Genomic DNA, 16487 nt, shown 5'->3' with positions numbered 1-16487 from the left:
CACGCTGTTGAGTTCTCAAGGAGCGGACGCTTCCTTCGAGACCGTTTCACCGGCCCCTCCGGGCGCTTCCTTCGTTGTTAAGCTTAGCAGATCCGTTTCTCCTGGTCCAACCAGTCGATTTCGTTTCCGGCAAAGCTCCGGGCGAATTCCTCCGCCTTCGTCGGGAAGCTTATCAGGCTTTCCGACCCCGTTTTCACGGGCACCCTTCGACGCATATCGGGACAGCATCCACCCGGCATTTCTGCCTGGAGTTCCGCTGGGATTCGACGCTCTCGAAAGGCGAGAAGTCAGAGACTACCCGCCGCCTCACGGCCTGTCCAGCCGGAGGCAACCGTTCTAACCTACTCGGCCTAGTCGGCCCGGTCAACGGTTCTGCTCGGTGGGTTTTCGAGCTGTTCGAGCTCGATGCCCGGCGCGGCCAGGACGACGTCTCCGGCCAGGTGCACCAGGCCCTCGTCACCGGTCTCCAGGTCGGCGACCCGGTAGCGCTCGACCTGGAGGGGGCCACTGTCAGTGGGGTGTGTTTCGATCCCCTCAAGAGTCCAGCCCTGGTCCAGGGTGCGCGGTGCGAGGACCGGATCGGTGAAGGCGACGACGCGGACACGCGTGGAAGCGCCCTCCGTGAGGCGCAGCAGCCGGGCGGTCGCGATCAGGAACGACGGAGAACGGCCGGCGAACGTGTGCGCCCGGTCGTTGCCCTCGCGGGCCTGCAGTCCCTCGGGATCGTCCCGGTGACTGCGGACCCAGGTGAGCCCGTCCAGTGCGCCACCGCGGATCAGCCAGCCGGCCGCGCGGAGTTCCAGGCGCAGCGGGCGGGCGAGTGAGTCGAGGGTGAGGTCGACGGAGCCGTCGGGGGTTCCGTCCGGGGTGAATGTCTGAGCCGTGTAGCGCCAGCCGGAGGGCCCGGGGGCGCAGCTGAAGCGTTCCTCACCGAGAGGGGTGTGGTCATGGGTGTCGTAGAACGAGTAGCGACCGCTGGGCATGGTCCGACTGTAGACGGCCGAGTGACCGGCACCTTTCGGCGCCGGCCACTCGGACGGCATCGGTTCACCGATGCCCTGCTGTGCCGCTCAGTAGCGGTACTGCTCCGGCTTGTACGGGCCCTCGACCGGCACGCCGATGTAGGCGGCCTGGTCGTCGCTGAGGACGGTGAGCTTCACGCCCAGCGCGTCCAGGTGCAGGCGGGCGACCTTCTCGTCCAGGTGCTTCGGCAGGACGTACACGCCGACCGGGTACTCCTCGGTCTTGGTGAACAGCTCGATCTGCGCGATGGTCTGGTTCGCGAAGGAGTTCGACATCACGAAGGAGGGGTGGCCGGTCGCGTTGCCGAGGTTCAGCAGGCGGCCCTCGGACAGCAGGATGATGGTGTGGCCGTCGGCGAAGCGCCACTCGTGGACCTGCGGCTTGACCTCGGTCCTGACGATGCCGGGGAGCTTGCCCAGCCCGGCGATGTCGATCTCGTTGTCGAAGTGGCCGATGTTGCCGACGATGGCCTGGTGCTTCATCTTCTCCATGTGGCTCGCAAGGATGATGTCCTTGTTGCCGGTGGTGGTGATGAAGATGTCGGCGATGCCGACCACGTCCTCCAGGGTGGTGACCTGGTAGCCGTCCATCGCCGCCTGCAGGGCGCAGATCGGGTCGATCTCGGTGACGATGACGCGGGCGCCCTGGCCGCGCAGCGACTCGGCGCAGCCCTTGCCGACGTCGCCGTAGCCGCAGACCACCGCGACCTTGCCGCCGATCAGGACGTCGGTGGCGCGGTTGATGCCGTCGATCAGCGAGTGGCGGCAGCCGTACTTGTTGTCGAACTTGGACTTGGTGACCGCGTCGTTGACGTTGATGGCCGGGAACAGCAGGGAGCCGTCGCGGTGCATCTCGTACAGGCGGTGCACGCCGGTGGTGGTCTCCTCGGTGACGCCCTTGATCGCGGCGGCGGCCTCGGTCCACTTGCGCGGGGAGTCCTTCAGGGTGCGGTTGAGCAGCTCCAGGATGAGCCGGAACTCGTCGTTGTCGGCGGTCGAGGGGTCCGGCGCGGCGCCGGCCTTCTCGTACTCCACGCCCTTGTGGATCAGCAGCGTGGCGTCGCCGCCGTCGTCGAGGATCATGTTCGGGCCGACCTCGCCGGGCCAGGTGAGCGCCTGCTCGGTGCACCACCAGTACTCCGCCAGCGTCTCCCCCTTCCAGGCGAAGACGGGGACGCCCTGCGGGTTCTCCGGGGTGCCCTCGGGGCCCACGGCGATGGCCGCGGCGGCGTGGTCCTGGGTGGAGAAGATGTTGCAGGAGCACCAGCGGACGTCCGCGCCCAGCGCCGTCAGCGTCTCGATGAGCACCGCGGTCTGGATCGTCATGTGCAGCGAACCGGTGATGCGGGCACCGGCCAGCGGCTGGGAGGCCGCGTACTCCTTGCGGATGGACATCAGGCCGGGCATCTCGTGCTCGGCCAGCTGGATCTCCTTGCGGCCGAAGGCGGCCAGGGAGAGGTCGGCGACCTTGAAATCAGCCGTGGGGTTTGCAGACATGCGTGGTCTCCATCGCTATCGCTACGAGGCGCCGGGGACTCCGGCGAGGGCTCGGACGGGCACGGTCGGGCCGCGGGCGTGTCCAGCCGCGCCAACAGCGCGTGGAACATGCGCGTTCGCGTGGTCGTACCCGGTGCGGCCCAGTGCGTCGGAGGCCCTCTCTCCCTCGGCGCGCCCGGCGTTCCGGCACCCGGGGGTGCCGTCGACCGAACCCGCCGACCGCCATCAGCAGCGACGTCTGGCTCTGGATCGAATCTACACTGCCGACCCCCTCCGATGCTGGTGCACGGCCGGGTTGTGGCCGTTCCCCTAACTGTTCCCGAGCGGTCCTCCGAGGGCTCCGGACCGGGTCGCGGCCGTCAGTGCGACGTTGACGCCCGACTCGACACCCGGGGGTGGGGCCTGTCTGATGGATTCCGCGAGACAGGCGTACATTCCGATGCGCGCGGTCGAATCTTCGTCCTAGGGTTCAGTGGGCGGTCCTCCGCCGAGCCGCCGGACGGGAGTAGGGGACAGATGTCGGTGCCATGGAACGGCCAGGGCCTGCCCCCGGCCGCGGCCGAACGGATGACCGAGGTCCGCGGGAGCGGGACCTGGACCTCCGCGCTGTCGACCGGGGAGTTCGCGTCGATCCGCTCGGTGGGTTTCGAACCGGTGGGCCAGGTGATGGGATCCGCTGTCTTCCACATCGGCCGCAGCGGCCGGTACTGGGGGTACCACGACTGCCAGTACAACGGGGCGGGCTTCGGATACAGCTACGGCAACGTCGGCAACGCCCCGGTCGCGCTGTCCGGACGGGGTGCCCCGTCCGCCGCACTGGTGGGGGTCTTCGACACGGCCCGGCGGACCGCGCTGGGCCGGATGACCGCCGAGTGCCAGGCGCTGGGCGGGGACGGAGTGGTGGCCGCGGCGCTGACCATGGCGCCGTTCATCGGCCAGCCGAACTGCCTGGAGTTCAAGGTCATCGGGACCGCGGTGCGGGCCCGGGGCGACTACCGCCCCAGGCACCCGTTCACCTCGCACCTGGACGGGCAGGGCTTCGCCAAGCTGCTCGGGTCCGGGTGGGTGCCGGTGGAACTGCTGGTGGGCATGTCGATCGGGGTGCGCCACGACGACTACCGCACCCAGTCCCAGGCGTACTCCTGGCGGAACGTGGAGATGAGCGGCTGGAGCGAGCTGGTCCACGAGATCCGCTCCGACGCGCGCCGGCAGCTGCAGATCCAGGGCGCGAAGCAGGGCGGCGACGGCGTGGTCATGGCCGACAGCAGCCTCCGGGTCTGGCGGGAGTCCTGCATGCGGGCCCGCAGCCGCAACAACTCCGAGCAGGAGGACCATGTGGCCGAGTCGACGATGGTGGGCACCACCATCGCCCGGTTCACGGTCCGGAAGCAGCAGCCGCGCACCCTGTCGGTGATGCCGCTGGGCGACCGGGGCGACCGGCTGCGCAGGCGGCTGGCGGCGGTGGCGTCGAGCCCCTACGGGGACCGCGGCGAGTACCGGCGGCTGGTGCAGGAGATCAGCGAGTTGAACGAGTGACCACCGGTCCCGCGGCTGGTGACCGAACCGGCTCCGGGTCCGACGGTACGACTGTCCGTACGGGTTGTCCGAACTGCTTGGTGTGATGAGGGGTAAGCGATATGACGAACACGCAGCCGAGCGCTGAGGGCGTTCCCGCGGATGCGATGCGACGACTGGCGGAGCTGCAGCCCGGGAAGCCCGGGTCGATCTTCACCAGTGACCTGACGGTGAACGAGTTCCTGCTGGTGCGCGAGGCGGGCTTCAAGCCGATCGGCCTGGTGCTCGGCAGTTCGATCTACCACGTGGGCATCCAGATCGGCCGCTGGGGCAAGAACCAGGAGCTGGAAACCCTCAGCCAGGCGATGTACCACGCGCGTGAGCTGGCGATGACCCGGATGGAGGCGGAGGCCGCGGCACTGGGCGCCGACGGCATCGTGGGCGTCCGGCTGACGGTGGAGGCCAGGGAGTTCGGCAACGACGTCGCCGAGTTCATCGCCATCGGCACGGCGGTGAAGGCCGACGCCCCGCCGCCCGGGGGCGGCAGCTGGCGCAACAACAAGAACCAGCCGTTCACCTCGGACCTGTCCGGGCAGGACTTCTGGACGCTGATCCGGGCCGGCTACGCGCCGCTCGGCATGGTGATGGGGACCTGCGTCTACCACATCGCACACCAGAAGATGGGCGCGGTGTTCTCCAACCTGGGCAAGAACGTCGAGATCGAGCAGTTCACCCAGGCCCTCTACGACGCCCGCGAGCTGGCCATGGCGCGGATGCAGGCGGAGGCCGAGGCGCTGCACGCCGAGGGCGTGGTGGGGGTGCAGCTCAACGCGCACAACCACCGCTGGGGCGGACACACCACGGAGTTCTTCTCGATCGGCACGGCGGTCCGGCCGCTGCGGGCGGACCACGAGATCGAGCGACCCACGATGGTGCTGAGTCTCGACGGGTGAGAGGCTCATGGTGTCAATCAGGTCCGTCAGCTTGGGTTCTTGAGTTCGGGGATACACGATGAGCGAGCATGATCCGTTGCCGGCCCGGTCGGAGGACGCCGGCGGTCCGGTCGAGCCGAGTGGTCCGGCGGGCGCGCACGGTGCGGTGGACGGTGAGCCGGCGGTTCCGGAGGCGTCGATCGACATGCTGGCCGCCGCGTTGCGGCGGGACTCCGCCGATCTGGAGATCTACGTCACCGTGCTCACCGGCTCACTGGCGGACGCCCTGCCGCAGGGCTCGGTGACGGTCGAGCGCAAGCGCAGCATGAGCGACCGGCTGTCCGGACGCGAGGGCAGGGTGGAGAAGCTGGAGGTGTCGCTGGACGACCGGCGGCTGATCCTGACGCTGGCGCACGGGCGTCCGCAGGGGGAGGTGGCCAAGGTGGTGCGCGGGGTGGTGCTGTCGCGCACGCCGGTGGGCCTGGACGAGTGGGCGACGGAGCTGGCGCAGGCGGTGTCGCTGCGGGCGCAGTCCGACGCGCGGGCCAGGGCGGCCCTGGAGAAGCTGGTCCTGGGCGGCTGACGGTCGCGGGGCTGTCCGGCGGCGGGGCTGTCCGGCGGCGGGGGTCAGACCGAGACGGTGGCGCGGAAGAGGGTCACGCCCTCGCCGCCGAGTGCGAGGTCCGGGCCACCGGCCGGGATGAAGACGGACTCACCGCTGCGCAGGGTGAGTGATGATCCGTCAGCGGAGCTGAGCTCCGCCGTCCCGCCGGTGCAGAGCAGGATCTGCGGGGTCGCGGCGGGCACGGTGCCGGAGGACGTGAAGCGGGAGAGCCTGAACTCGTCGATGGGGGTGGGATACACCTCCTCACCGTCCGATCCGGGGACCGGGACGGGGTGGAGCACGGCCGGCCGGGTGCTGCGGAAGTCGACGATGTGAAGCAGTTCGGGGATGTCCACGTGCTTCGGGGTGAGCCCGCAGCGGACCACGTTGTCGGAGTTGGCCAGGATCTCCACCCCGATGCCGCTGAGATAGGCGTGCGGAACGCCCGCGCCCAGGTAGAGGGCCTCCCCCGGCTGCAGCCGGATGTGGTTGAGCAGCAGCGCGGCGATCACGCCGGGGTCGCCGGGGAAGGCCCGGCCGACGGCGGCGTAGGAGCGCAGGGCGGCGGCGGATCCGGCGTCGGCGGTCTGCGCGGCGAGGTCCAGGGCGTCCACGGTCTGCTGGACGGTGCACGCCATGGTGTCCTGGTCGGTGGTGAGGATCGAGGTGAGCACCTCGCGCAGGGCCTCGGGCTCGGGCTTGACCCGCAGGATCTCGGAGAGCGGGGCCAGTGCGGGCACCCCGATCAGGTCCAGCAGCCGGGCGGTGTCGAGCGGGTCGCGGAAGCCGCACAGGCCGACGAACTCCTCGCCGTCCTCGCCGACCGCGCAGATGAGCTCGGGCTTGTGGTTGGCGTCCTTGTAGTTGCGGTTCGGGGCGTCGACCGGGACACCGCGGGACTCCTCCCCGGCGAAGCCGGCCCGGGCCTGGTCGAGATCGGGGTGCACCTGGAGCGAGAGCGGTTCGCCGGCCGCCAGCACCTTGAGCAGGAACGGCAGGGTGGGGCCGAAGCGGCCGACCACGGCCTCGCCCAGTTCGCCCTCGGGGTCCGCCGCGATGACCTGGTCCAGGGGCCGCGGTCCGGTGCCGCGGTCGAGGACGGAGGGCGCGCCCGGGTGGGCGCCCATCCACAGCTCCGCCTGGGGTTCACCGGTGGGCGGTGTGCCGAGCAGGGACGGCAGCAGCGTCCGCGAGCCCCACGCGTAGGGGCGGACGGTGTTGGTCAGGCGGTCCAAGGCAGAGATCCAGATCGTTCGTGGTCGGTCACGGGTCAGCCTTCGGGGGCCGCCGCGCCGGCGGCGAGGTCCGGGGCGCCGGAGGCGGCCAGAGTGAGGTACACGGCGGCGAAATCGGTCAGGGCGACGAGTTCCGCCATCGCCCGCACCACGTCCCGGTGCGGGGTGCTGAGCTCGGCGAAGGCGACCTGGTGGTCGTCGGCGAGGCGCCGGGCGCGGGCCAGGGTCCGCCGCGAGGCCGCGGGTTCCTCGTCGAGGGGTCCGCCGGACGCCTCACCGGGCCCCTCGGAGCCGCCGCCGTTGCCACCGTTGTCACCACTGCCGCCGTTTCCGCCGGGTGGGGTCCCCCCGGCGTCCGGGACCGGCTCCGACCGCGGGATGTGGCGCAGCATCAGCAGCTTGAGCCGCAGCGCCTCGGTGTCCTCGGTGCGGTCGCGGAAGAAGTCGTCGTCCCCGGTCTCGGCGGCCAGCCCGCCGGTGAGCAGGCCGCGCTGGGTGTGCAGGGCCTCCGGCAGCATCCCGGTCACGGCCGGACGGGCGGCCTGGTCGGCGAGCATCGCGGCGAAGCGCCGGGCGACGGCGGCCGTCAGCGGGCCGTCGCTCCACAGCACCGGGAGCACGCCGTCGAGCTGGATGGCGAGGGACTTCGCCGGGTTGACGTAGGTCTCGGCGGAGGGGCCGCAGCGCACCGCCATCTCGTCCAGCTGGTCGGCGGCCGCCTGCAGGGAGGCGGGCGGGACCGGGATCAGGCCGATCCGGTCGGCCAGCGCGAGGACCGGGGTGAGCAGACCCCAGAGCGTGGACGGGGTCTCCCGGGGCAGGTCGGTGTCGGGCCTGGGGTGCCGTCGCGCTTCCGCGGTCGGCGGGCAGGGCAGCGCGAGGCCGCGGGCCTGCAGTGCCGCCTCGGCGAGGTCGGTGCCCGCCGGTGCCACCGTGACGACGGAGGAGCCGCGCCCGTAGGCCTGCTCGACCAGGGCGACGAGGCCGGGCTCCATGCCGGTCGGGGAGAGCACCAGCACCAGGTCGGACGGCCCGGCCCAGCCGGGCAGGGCCCAGTCCAGGCCGTAGGTGAAGTCGCCCTGGACGTCGCCCTCCCAGCCGGCCGGGCGGAGCACCAGGACCGGGCAGGCCGCCCCGGCGAGGGCGGCGAAGAGATCCGCGGCGAGGGCGGCGGTGCCGTGCCCGGCGACCAGGACGGCCCGGGGCCGGCCCTCGGGGCGCAGCCGGTCCAGGCCGGACTCGCCGGCCAGGCGTACGGCGGTGCGTACCGTGGCCCCGGCCGACGCCAGGTCCAGCAGTACGTTCGACGCGTCGGCACGGACCAGCGCGTCGGGGTCGTCCAGAACCCACTCCTCGAACATGCGGTGGCCTCCTGGTCCTGGGTCCGGTGGTCAGGCGGGTCGGCGGGCCTCGTCGACGAGCAGCACCGGAATGCCGTCCCGCACGGGGTAGGCCAGACCGCAGTCGGCCGAGGTGCAGACCAGTTCCTCTCCGGCGTCCCCGTCGGCGGCGGCCTCGCGCAGCGGCGCGTGGCACTGCGGACAGGCGAAGATCTCCAGCAGGGCGGGGTCGATGCTCATGGCCTGGGGGCTCCGGGGGTGGTCGGGACGGCGGCGGTCGGGTGGTTCCGGATCGGGTGGATACGGAGGGGACGCCAGCCTACCGCCGCCCGCTGTCGTCCGCTGCGGCCCTGCGGCCGGACGCGGGGTGCGACCGGGCCGCGGGGACGGGCGGGGGGCCGGGCGGGTGCGCGGATGCGGCGGGGCGGGTCAGGCCCGGACGATGGCGAGGACCTCGTCGCGGACCTTCGCCATGGTCGCCCGGTCGCGGGCCTCGACGTTGAGGCGCAGCAGCGGCTCGGTGTTGGAGGCGCGCAGGTTGAACCACCAGTCGGTGTCGGTCACGGTGAGCCCGTCCAGTTCGTCGAAGCCGACCCCGGGCCGGTCCGCGTAGGCGGCCCGGACCGCTGCGGCGCTGGCCGCCTGGTCGTCCACGGTGCTGTTGATCTCGCCGGAGGCGGCGTAGCGGTCGTACTCGGCCACCAGGCCCGACAGCGTTCCCTGCTGGGCGCCGAGCGCGGCCAGGACGTGCATCGCGGCGAGCATGCCGGTGTCGGCGCGCCAGAAGTCGCGGAAGTAGTAGTGCGCGGAGTGCTCACCGCCGAAGACGGCGTTGGTGCGGGCCATCTCCTGCTTGATGAAGGAGTGGCCGACGCGGGTGCGGACGACGGTGCCGCCGTGCTCGCGGACCACCTCGGGCACGGTCCAGGAGGTGATCAGGTTGTGGATGATCACCGGCTCGGCCTCGCCGTCGGCCTGGGCGCGGGCCAGCTCCCGCACCGCGACCAGGGCGGTGATCGCCGAGGGGGAGACCGGCTCGCCGCGCTCGTCGACCACGAAGCAGCGGTCGGCGTCGCCGTCGAAGGCCAGGCCGATGTCGGCGCCGACCTCGCGGACCCTGGCCTGCAGGTCGACCAGGTTCTTCGGGTCGAGCGGGTTGGCCTCGTGGTTGGGGAAGGTGCCGTCCAGCTCGAAGTACATCGGGACGATGTCCAGCGGCAGGCCGCCGAGAACGGTCGGGACGGTGTGGCCGCCCATGCCGTTGCCGGCGTCCACGGCCACCCTGAGCGGGCGGATGCCGGTGAGGTCGACCAGGCCGCGCAGGTGGTCCGAGTACGCCTGGAGTTCGTCCTGCTGGGTGATGCCGCCCGCCGGGACGTCGGCGACCGGGAGGGTGACGCCGCCGTCGGCGGCGGTCCAGGACTCCACCAGCTCGCGGATCTCGACCAGGCCGGTGTCCTCGCCGACCGGCGACGCGCCCGCCCGGCACATCTTGATGCCGTTGTACCGGGCCGGGTTGTGGCTGGCGGTGAACATGGCGCCGGGCAGGTCCAGCTTGCCGCTGGCGAAGTACAGCTGGTCGGTCGAGCACAGCCCGATCTCGACGACGTCCGCCCCCTGGGCGGCGGCGCCCTCGGCGAAGGCGCGGGAGAGGCCGGGCGAGGAGGGGCGCATGTCGTGGCCGACCACGATCGCGCCGCCGGCGGCCGCGGTGACCTGAACGAAAGCCGCTCCGAAGGCCCGCGCGAGGTCGGTGTCCCACTGGTCGGGGACCACGCCGCGAACGTCGTACGCCTTCACGATCTGCTTGAGGTCACGCACTCGGGGTCTCCGTCGTTCTCGTCCACGCGCATCACTGACAGGGGGAGATTACCGGGTGCCGAGGTACGGCCGACCAGGCCGGGCGGCTACGGGGTTTCCGGCGACCGGAGAACCCGCAGGTGGCCGCGGCGGCCCACCTCGGTCGGATCGGCCGGGCCGCCACCGTCCTGGCGCCGGACCGGCGGGCGGGCGGCCTCGCGGACGGCGTTCGCCAGGGCCTCCAGATCGTCGCCGCTGGGGCGGATCGGGCCGGAGTCCACGGTGAGCCGGACGACCTCCCAGCCGCGCGGGGCGGTGAGCCGCTCGGAGTGCTCGGCGCAGAGGTCGTAGCAGTGCGGTTCGGCATAGGTGGCGAGCGGGCCGAGTACGGCCGTCGAGTCCGCGTAGACGTACGTCAGCGTCGCGACGGCAGGACGACCGCACGCGGTGCGCGAACAGCGACGTACAGGGCTCACGACGATGGACGGTACCTCAATGGGCGACCTGTCCGCGACGACCCGCCCCCGTGTCGCCCTGAATCAGCTGCCCAGGCCGAGAAGTGACTAGTGTTGCCAGGATGGACAGACCAGCATCCGCAGAGACCGCCGCAGACCAGCGCCCCCGGCGCCGGGACCGGCACGGCCGTGGGCTGCGCGGGCCGCTGGCACCCCCGCAGGTGCCGCTGTCGCTCAGCCGCTCCGAGCAGTTCGACGACTACGTGCGCGAGTCCGTCGAGCGGCTGGAGCGGCGCTGGCCGCAGCTGGCCGAGGTGGAGTTCGCGGTCCAGGACGTGCCGGTGCCGCTGCCCGGCGAGCCGGAGCCGGAACCGTCGGAGCTGCGCGCGGACGAGGTGCCGCTGGGGCGGCTGTTCCCGGCCGAGAAGGGCCGTCCGGCCCGGATCGTGGTCTACCGCCGCCCGGTGGAGACCCGCGCCAAGGGGCGGGACGACCGGGCCGCGCTGGTCCACGAGATCGTCGTGGAGCAGGTCGCCGAGCTGCTCGGCATGGACCCGGACGCGATCGACTCCGCCCCCGACGGCGACTGAGCCCGACCGGCCCCGTCAGGGCATCAGGATGGAGTCGTTCTGCACGGTGTGCGGGATCTGCACGGTGCTGTGGTCGTCGCCGAACTGCTGCTCGGTGAAGGTCGGCACCGAGCCGTCGTCGCGGCCGATCATGCGCGCCGCGTAGACGGGGCCGCCGGAGACCGGCTCGACCGTCACCGCGAAGGTGCCGCCGTCCGGACCCTTGAGCGCCACCGAGACCGTCGTACCGGCCTGGATCTGCACGTTCTGGCTCGCCGGCGTGCCGCCGTTGCCGATCGCGCTGACCTTCACCGTGGCGGCGGTGTCCGTCGCGGACAGCAGCAGGGTGCTGTCCGCGTTGGAGTTCCCGGCGACCGTGGCCCGCCGGCCGATCGGGCCGATGCCGGCCAGGTAGCCGGTGTCGGTGCCGTTCCTGCCGCTGCGCACGACCTCGATCCCGGCCACCACCGGGGTCGGCTGGGTCGGATCGGACGGAGTGAGCCGCAGCGCGGCCGGTTGACCCCGGGTCAGGTTGCCCAGGTCGACGACGGTGACCATGCCCGCCTTCACATGCACGGTCTCGTGCCCGGCAGGGGTGATCCAGCTGTTCTGCGAGGCCAGCTGGACCTTCAGGTCGGCGTCGGCGGTGCCGGGGGCGGCCACCACCAGGACCGCGTCACTGAGGTCGCCGGGGAGTCCGGGGATCACCTGGGTGCCCGCGAGCGTGGTCGCCGGAATCCAGTCCGCGCCCTTCGAACCGCTGTCGGCGTGCAGCGCCGCGGCGACCCTGCCGGAGCGGACCACCACGTGCACCGCCAGCGAGGTGTTGTCGCTCCCCGGGCCGAGCAGCGTGGACAGCAGCAGCGAGGTGGTGCCGCCGGCCGGGACGTTCAGATTGGAGGCGGAGGTGTTCTCCACGTCACCGCCGGGGCCGAGGATCTGGATGTCGACGTCGGCGCCGCTGCTCTCGGCGTTGGTCAGCTCGACGTAGTCGTTGCTGCCCTTGGCGGAGTCGGCCCCGGCGAACCAGAAGTCGGTGCCGGGGGTGGTGCAACCGGTGCCGGAGAGGGTCCTGCCGGGCCCGGACGTCGTCTGCTGCACGGTGAAGCCGGGGGCCGCCGCGCCGTCGCCGGTGCCGGTCAGGGCCGGGGCCTTGTCACCCGCCGCGGCCTTGGCCGTGGTCGACCCGCCGGTCTGCGACTGCTGGGCCAGTGCGGCGCCGGACAGCGGCCCGAGGGCGGCCGCGCCGGTGCCGGAACCGCCCGCCGTGGCCCCGGCGGCCGGCAGTCCGGGGACGGCCAGGCTGTAGACGGTGCTGCCGTCCGCGCCCTGCAGCGGCGGCGGGCAGACCAGCCGGGTGTGCTGCACCGCCGTGAGCACGGTCGCCCCGGTGGCGACCGCCTGTCCGGTCGGCGGGTGGACCTCGGCGATCCCCACGGCGATGACGAGCACGCCGACGGCGCCGAGCAGGGACTGCGTGGTGCGGCTGATCATCTCGGTCAGCTCCCGGCTTCGTCGTGGTGGGGCGGCTGCGGTGCCTGCAGCCACGGGTCGTCGGGCGGCAGCGAGCCGTACGTCCCGGTGTCATGGTGCGGCCCGGCCTGCCCCGGGACGGCGGGGCCGCCGGACCAGGAGTAGCCCGGCCCGGGCTGCGGCGGCCGGCCCTCGTACGCCTGCTGCTGGTCGTAACCGCCGTAGTAGGGCTGCTCGGGATAGCCCTGCTCGGGCGGGTAGCCCTGGCCGGGGTAGCCCTGCGGGTAGCCCTCCTGCTGCGGGTAGGGCTGGCCGGGGTACTGCTGCTGCTCGTAGCCCTGCTGCGGGAACTGCTGCTGGTCCTGCTGCGGAGTCGGGAAGGGCTGGGGCTCCGCGAACTGCCCGCTGCCGTACTGGTCCCAGCCGTAGGGCTGGGACGCCGGCTGCTGCCAGCCCGCCTGCTCCGACCCGGCCGCCGCCACCGGCACCGGCTCGCGCTCCGCGCCGGGGTCCGTCACGGCGGGGTCCGTCGAGGCAGGGCCCGTCGAGTACAGCGGCTGCTCCGCCGCGGCCGGGTCGCCGTCGGCGTCGGCCGCCATCCGGCGGGCCCGGCGGGAGCCGGGCAGCGGCGGCTCGGCAGCCGCCTGTGCCTCGCCCTCGGCCTCCTCCGGCAGGTCGTCGTCGTTGCGGTCGCGTCGGCCCGGAAGCGCCAGCACCAGCACCACCAACGCGAGGAAGCACTGGCCGCCGATCCAGACCAGGTGGACCGGGCTCTCGCTGTAACCCACTGCCAGCCTGCCGCCGTCCGAGGGCAGCTGGAAGCCCTGGGCCCAGCCGTCGACGGTGACCGGGGTCAGCGCCTTGCCGTCCAGGGTGGCGTGCCAGGCCGGGTCGGCCTGGTCGGCCAGCCGGAGCACCCGGCCGGCGGCGCCGGCGGGCAGGGTCGCGTCCACGTCCACGGCCTGGGCCGGGACGGAGACGTCCGGGCTGCCGGGGGTGCGGACCACGACCCGGGAGACGTTCTGGGTGACCCGCCAGATGGTGGCCTGGGTCTGCTGGTTCAGCTTGGTCAGGCCGGCGGTGGCGTCCAGGATGTCGCCCAGCTGGGCGCTCACCGGCGCCTGCACCAGCACGTACTGCACGGCGAAGCCGGCCAGCGCGGTGGCCTGGTCGCCGCCCGCGCCCGCGGTGAGGTTGCCGACCAGCGTGGCCAGGTCCTTGGAGGGTCCGGCCACCGCCTGCGCCTCGGCGCTGCCGATGGTCGGACCGGCGCCGCGGACCAGCGAGTAGGAGACCACCGCGCCGGAGTTGCCGGTGCGCAGCACCAGGGTGCGGGTCTGGTCGACGGTCTGCGCCTGCTGGGCGATGAAGGCGGGCACCAGCTGGCCGTTGCCGAGCTGCAGCGGGCCGCCCGCGCCGTGCAGCAGCCACCAGCCGGCCGCGGCCACCGGTGCGACCGCGGCCGCGACCACGACCAGGGCGGCGACCGGCTGCCGCCAGCCGAAGTCGATGCCGGCCACCCGGTCCCTGGCGCCGTCCGCGCCGATGGCGGCGGCGGAGAGCAGGGCGATCCCGGCGAGCAGCGTGGACGGGCCGGCCCAGGCCGACACCGCCTGGGCACCGGTTCCGGGGACCACCTGGGCGCTGCCGGAGAGCACCGCGCCGAGGATGCCGAGCGCGGCCGCGCCCCAGGCGGCGATCACGGCGCGGCGGCGGTCGGAGCGCAGCAGCGCGGCGAGCGCGGCCAGCACCACACCGGTCATCAGCAGGCCGGGGACGGTGCCGCTGCCGCCCGGGTCGAGCAGCAGCAGCCCGGTCGGGGTGGCGGTGGGTCCGACCGCCCCGGGGATGCCGGCCTCCAGCAGCAGCCGGCCGGGGTTCAGCAGCAGGCTCAGCGACCAGGGCGACAGCACCAGCAGCGGCGTGCCGACGATCGCGAGGCAGCGCGGGCCGAGGGCCCGCAGCGCGTCCACACCACTGCCGAAGGCCCCGCCGCGCAGGTGGGCGGCGACCAGCGCACCGGCCGCGAGCAGCAGGCCGAGCACCCAGGCGAGCGGGACGAAGGCGGTGGCGACGGTGAGCAGCAGCGCGGCGACCCAGGCGCTGCGCCAGCCCGGTCGTCCGCCCCGGGCCGCGGTCTCGCGGCGGATGCCCAGGCCGACGGCCACGGCGGCGGCGCGGGCCAGCGGTGGCAGCAGCATCGCCAGTACGGCGGTGCCCAGCCGGCCCTGCGCGATCGCGCCGGTGGCGGCGGGCAGCAGGGCGTAACCGGCGCTGGCCCAGGCGCGGACCAGCCGGGAGCCGATCAGCGGCCGGGACACCAGGTACGCGGACACCCCGGCGAGCGGAACGGTGAGGATCAGCAGCAGGCTGACGGCGAGGCCGGGGTTGCCCAGCAGGATGCTGGACAGCACGGCCAGCACCCCGAGGTACGGGGGCGCGCCGCCGGCCGAGCCGACGCCGTTGGTCTGCCAGCTGGCGGCGTACTGCTCCCACAGGTCGGTGGCGCCGCCGGGGGTGGGCAGCAGGGCGCCGCCGAAGAGCGTGCCCGAGCCGAGCAGGCCGCGGCAGGCGACCAGGGTGAGCAGCAGCAGCCCGGCGAAGAGCACCGGGGCCGGCTTCCTGGCGATCCGCTTGAGCCTGGCGAACTGCTCGATCTCCAGGAACTCGGAGTCGTCGTCGACCGGCCCGGACTCGACCGAGCCGTGCCGGCTGGACTGTGCCTCGCTGCCGGTCCGGCCGGCGAACTCGGCGACCAGGTTCTCCACGGCGGCGCGGGTGGTGGCACCGGGCGCGGGGAACAGGCTGCGGTCGTCCAGGGCGTCGTGGCCGCGGGTACGCCGGCGGCGGACCCGGCCGGCGAGGACGCCGCCGAAGCGCAGCAGCACATGGCCGAGCCCGGCCACCTCGTCCATGGCCTGGCCGGGGGTCTTGCCCAGCAGGTAGCCGAGGCAGCGCAGCACCGTGCTGACGGTGATCCGCACCAGCAGGTAGGGCAGCAGCGCGCCACGGGAGTTGGTCAGCAGGGTGTAGACGGCACCGGCCTTGTCGACGCGGTGCGGCCGGTCGACCCGTCCGGCGTCCACCGGGCGGCGCTCGCGGCTGGCGGCCTCGGCGTGCCGCAGGATCGCGTCAGGGGCGACCACGGTGCGGTGTCCGGCGGCGGCGACCCGCCAGCACAGGTCGACGTCGTCGCGCATCAGCGGCAGCGCCGGGTCGAATCCGCCGAGGTCCTCGAAGACGTCGCGGCGGATCAGCATGCCGGCGCTGGAGACCGAGAGAACCGGGCGGACCTGGTCGCGCTGGCCCTGGTCCTGCTCGCGGCGGTCCAGGCCGGTCCAGCGGCGGCCGCTGCGGGCGATGCTGACACCGACCTCCAGCAGCTGCCGCTTGTCGTACCAGCTGCGGAGCTTGGGGCCGATGACGGCGGCGCTCGGGGTGGTCTCGGCGACCTGGAGCAGCTGCCGCAGCGCGTCGGGGTGCGGCTCGCAGTCGTCGTGGAGCAGCCAGAGCCACTCGACCGGCTCGGTGGAGCCGCCGGCCAGCAGCTGGTCGGCGGCGAGTTCGTCGTGGTGCCCGAGCGGGTCGCCGAACTGTCCGTGCTGCGCGCCGCCGACCGGGTCGTAGCCGGCCGCGGAGATGGCGTAGGGGAGGTCCTCGGGCCGCAGCGGGCTGGTCGCCCGCACGGTCTCGTTGACGGCGGTACCGAAGCCGGTGCGCCGCCCGTACTGGTACACCGACTCCGAGCCGAGCGCGTCGGCGAGCAGTTGCGGGGACCGGTCGGTGGAGCCGGTGTCGGCTGCGAGGATCCGCTGGGCCGGGCGGTCCTGGCCGAGCAGTCCGTTCAGCGCCTGCGGCAGCCAGCGGGAGCCGTCATGGCTGACCAGCACGGCGGTGACCAGGTGCCGCGGGTAGGCAGGCGGCCTGCCTGCGGCCTGGCCATAGGGATTCGTGGCTGTGGCAGTCATCGCGGTGGCAGGCCCCGGTTCGCTGGAGGTCAGGGTCCCGGAGAATGCGCTGCGGCGCGCTCCGGAGCGCCCCAGAC

General features: G+C 73.2%; 13 protein-coding genes. 4 read left to right on the top strand and 9 right to left on the bottom strand.

Features of this window, described 5'->3' with window-relative positions; all coding sequences use genetic code 11:
- Positions 1-350 precede the first annotated feature (350 nt).
- Together ABH925_RS23275 and ahcY are read right to left on the bottom strand one after the other, a co-directional pair.
- Positions 351-983 (bottom strand): hypothetical protein, encoded by a 633-nt coding sequence (locus ABH925_RS23275; protein ID WP_370150745.1) that lies wholly within the window; start codon positions 981-983, stop codon positions 351-353.
- A gap of 87 nt (positions 984-1070) precedes the next feature.
- Positions 1071-2519, bottom strand: a complete 1449-nt coding sequence (gene ahcY, locus ABH925_RS23270; RefSeq protein WP_370150744.1) for an adenosylhomocysteinase — start codon at positions 2517-2519, stop codon at positions 1071-1073.
- A gap of 516 nt (positions 2520-3035) precedes the next feature.
- Between ahcY and ABH925_RS23265 the strand changes: the two genes are divergently transcribed.
- The 3 genes from ABH925_RS23265 to ABH925_RS23255 all read left to right on the top strand — a co-directional run bounded on the left by ABH925_RS23265 (position 3036) and on the right by ABH925_RS23255 (position 5549).
- Positions 3036-4055: a heavy metal-binding domain-containing protein gene (locus tag ABH925_RS23265; RefSeq protein ID WP_370150743.1), complete on the top strand. Its 1020-nt coding sequence runs from the start codon at positions 3036-3038 to the stop codon at positions 4053-4055.
- 101 nt (positions 4056-4156) lie between these two features.
- Positions 4157-4987 carry a heavy metal-binding domain-containing protein gene (locus tag ABH925_RS23260; RefSeq protein ID WP_370150742.1) on the top strand — a complete coding sequence of 277 codons (831 nt, stop codon included), beginning with the start codon at positions 4157-4159 and terminating at the stop codon, positions 4985-4987.
- Positions 4988-5045: 58 nt separating this feature from the next.
- Positions 5046-5549 (top strand): hypothetical protein, encoded by a 504-nt coding sequence (locus ABH925_RS23255; RefSeq protein WP_370150741.1) that lies wholly within the window; start codon positions 5046-5048, stop codon positions 5547-5549.
- A 44-nt stretch (positions 5550-5593) separates the two neighbouring features.
- Here the strand turns inward: ABH925_RS23255 and manA are convergent, their stop codons facing one another.
- The 5 genes from manA to ABH925_RS23230 form a co-directional block, all read right to left on the bottom strand.
- The gene (gene manA, locus ABH925_RS23250) at positions 5594-6805 is read right to left on the bottom strand and encodes a mannose-6-phosphate isomerase, class I (protein WP_370150739.1); all 1212 of its coding nucleotides are present in this window, start codon (positions 6803-6805) and stop codon (positions 5594-5596) included.
- Between the two features lie 35 nt (positions 6806-6840).
- Entirely contained in the window at positions 6841-8166 is a 1326-nt protein-coding gene (locus ABH925_RS23245; RefSeq protein WP_370150738.1) for an SIS domain-containing protein, read from the bottom strand.
- A gap of 30 nt (positions 8167-8196) precedes the next feature.
- Complete coding sequence (locus ABH925_RS23240; protein ID WP_370150737.1) at positions 8197-8385, bottom strand: Trm112 family protein; 189 nt, start codon at positions 8383-8385, stop codon at positions 8197-8199.
- A gap of 189 nt (positions 8386-8574) precedes the next feature.
- Complete coding sequence (locus ABH925_RS23235) at positions 8575-9966, bottom strand: phosphomannomutase/phosphoglucomutase (RefSeq protein WP_370150736.1); 1392 nt, start codon at positions 9964-9966, stop codon at positions 8575-8577.
- 86 nt (positions 9967-10052) lie between these two features.
- Entirely contained in the window at positions 10053-10442 is a 390-nt protein-coding gene (locus tag ABH925_RS23230) for a DUF3499 domain-containing protein (protein WP_370150757.1), read from the bottom strand.
- Between the two features lie 80 nt (positions 10443-10522).
- Between ABH925_RS23230 and ABH925_RS23225 the strand changes: the two genes are divergently transcribed.
- Positions 10523-10990: a metallopeptidase family protein gene (locus ABH925_RS23225; protein WP_370150735.1), complete on the top strand. Its 468-nt coding sequence runs from the start codon at positions 10523-10525 to the stop codon at positions 10988-10990.
- 15 nt (positions 10991-11005) lie between these two features.
- Here ABH925_RS23225 and ABH925_RS23220 read toward each other — a convergent pair whose 3' ends face one another.
- Both ABH925_RS23220 and ABH925_RS23215 read right to left on the bottom strand, forming a co-directional pair.
- A complete protein-coding gene (locus ABH925_RS23220) occupies positions 11006-12463 on the bottom strand; it encodes a DUF5719 family protein (RefSeq protein WP_370150734.1) in 1458 nt (485 codons plus the stop codon).
- Between the two features lie 5 nt (positions 12464-12468).
- On the bottom strand, positions 12469-16410 hold the full coding sequence (locus ABH925_RS23215) for a glycosyltransferase (RefSeq protein WP_370150733.1): 3942 nt from the start codon (positions 16408-16410) through the stop codon (positions 12469-12471).
- Between the last annotated feature and the right edge of the window lie 77 nt (positions 16411-16487).

The organism is Streptacidiphilus sp. EB129, from assembly GCF_041262645.1.
Taxonomy (GTDB): domain Bacteria; phylum Actinomycetota; class Actinomycetes; order Streptomycetales; family Streptomycetaceae; genus Streptacidiphilus.
Note: the sequence above shows the minus strand (reverse complement) of the source record. Positions and strands in the feature narration are given on the sequence as shown.

Excerpts from the sequence above, each read along its gene's own strand:
- ABH925_RS23220 (WP_370150734.1), bottom strand. The coding sequence starts at position 12,463 with ATGATCAGCCGCACCACGCAGTCCCTGCTCGGCGCCGTCGGCGTGCTC.
- ABH925_RS23260 (WP_370150742.1), top strand. The coding sequence starts at position 4,157 with ATGACGAACACGCAGCCGAGCGCTGAGGGCGTTCCCGCGGATGCGATG.
- ABH925_RS23225 (WP_370150735.1), top strand. The coding sequence starts at position 10,523 with ATGGACAGACCAGCATCCGCAGAGACCGCCGCAGACCAGCGCCCCCGG.
- ABH925_RS23240 (WP_370150737.1), bottom strand. The coding sequence starts at position 8,385 with ATGAGCATCGACCCCGCCCTGCTGGAGATCTTCGCCTGTCCGCAGTGC.
- ABH925_RS23275 (WP_370150745.1), bottom strand. The coding sequence starts at position 983 with ATGCCCAGCGGTCGCTACTCGTTCTACGACACCCATGACCACACCCCT.
- ABH925_RS23215 (WP_370150733.1), bottom strand. The coding sequence starts at position 16,410 with ATGACTGCCACAGCCACGAATCCCTATGGCCAGGCCGCAGGCAGGCCG.
- ABH925_RS23245 (WP_370150738.1), bottom strand. The coding sequence starts at position 8,166 with ATGTTCGAGGAGTGGGTTCTGGACGACCCCGACGCGCTGGTCCGTGCC.
- ABH925_RS23265 (WP_370150743.1), top strand. The coding sequence starts at position 3,036 with ATGTCGGTGCCATGGAACGGCCAGGGCCTGCCCCCGGCCGCGGCCGAA.
- ahcY (WP_370150744.1), bottom strand. The coding sequence starts at position 2,519 with ATGTCTGCAAACCCCACGGCTGATTTCAAGGTCGCCGACCTCTCCCTG.
- ABH925_RS23255 (WP_370150741.1), top strand. The coding sequence starts at position 5,046 with ATGAGCGAGCATGATCCGTTGCCGGCCCGGTCGGAGGACGCCGGCGGT.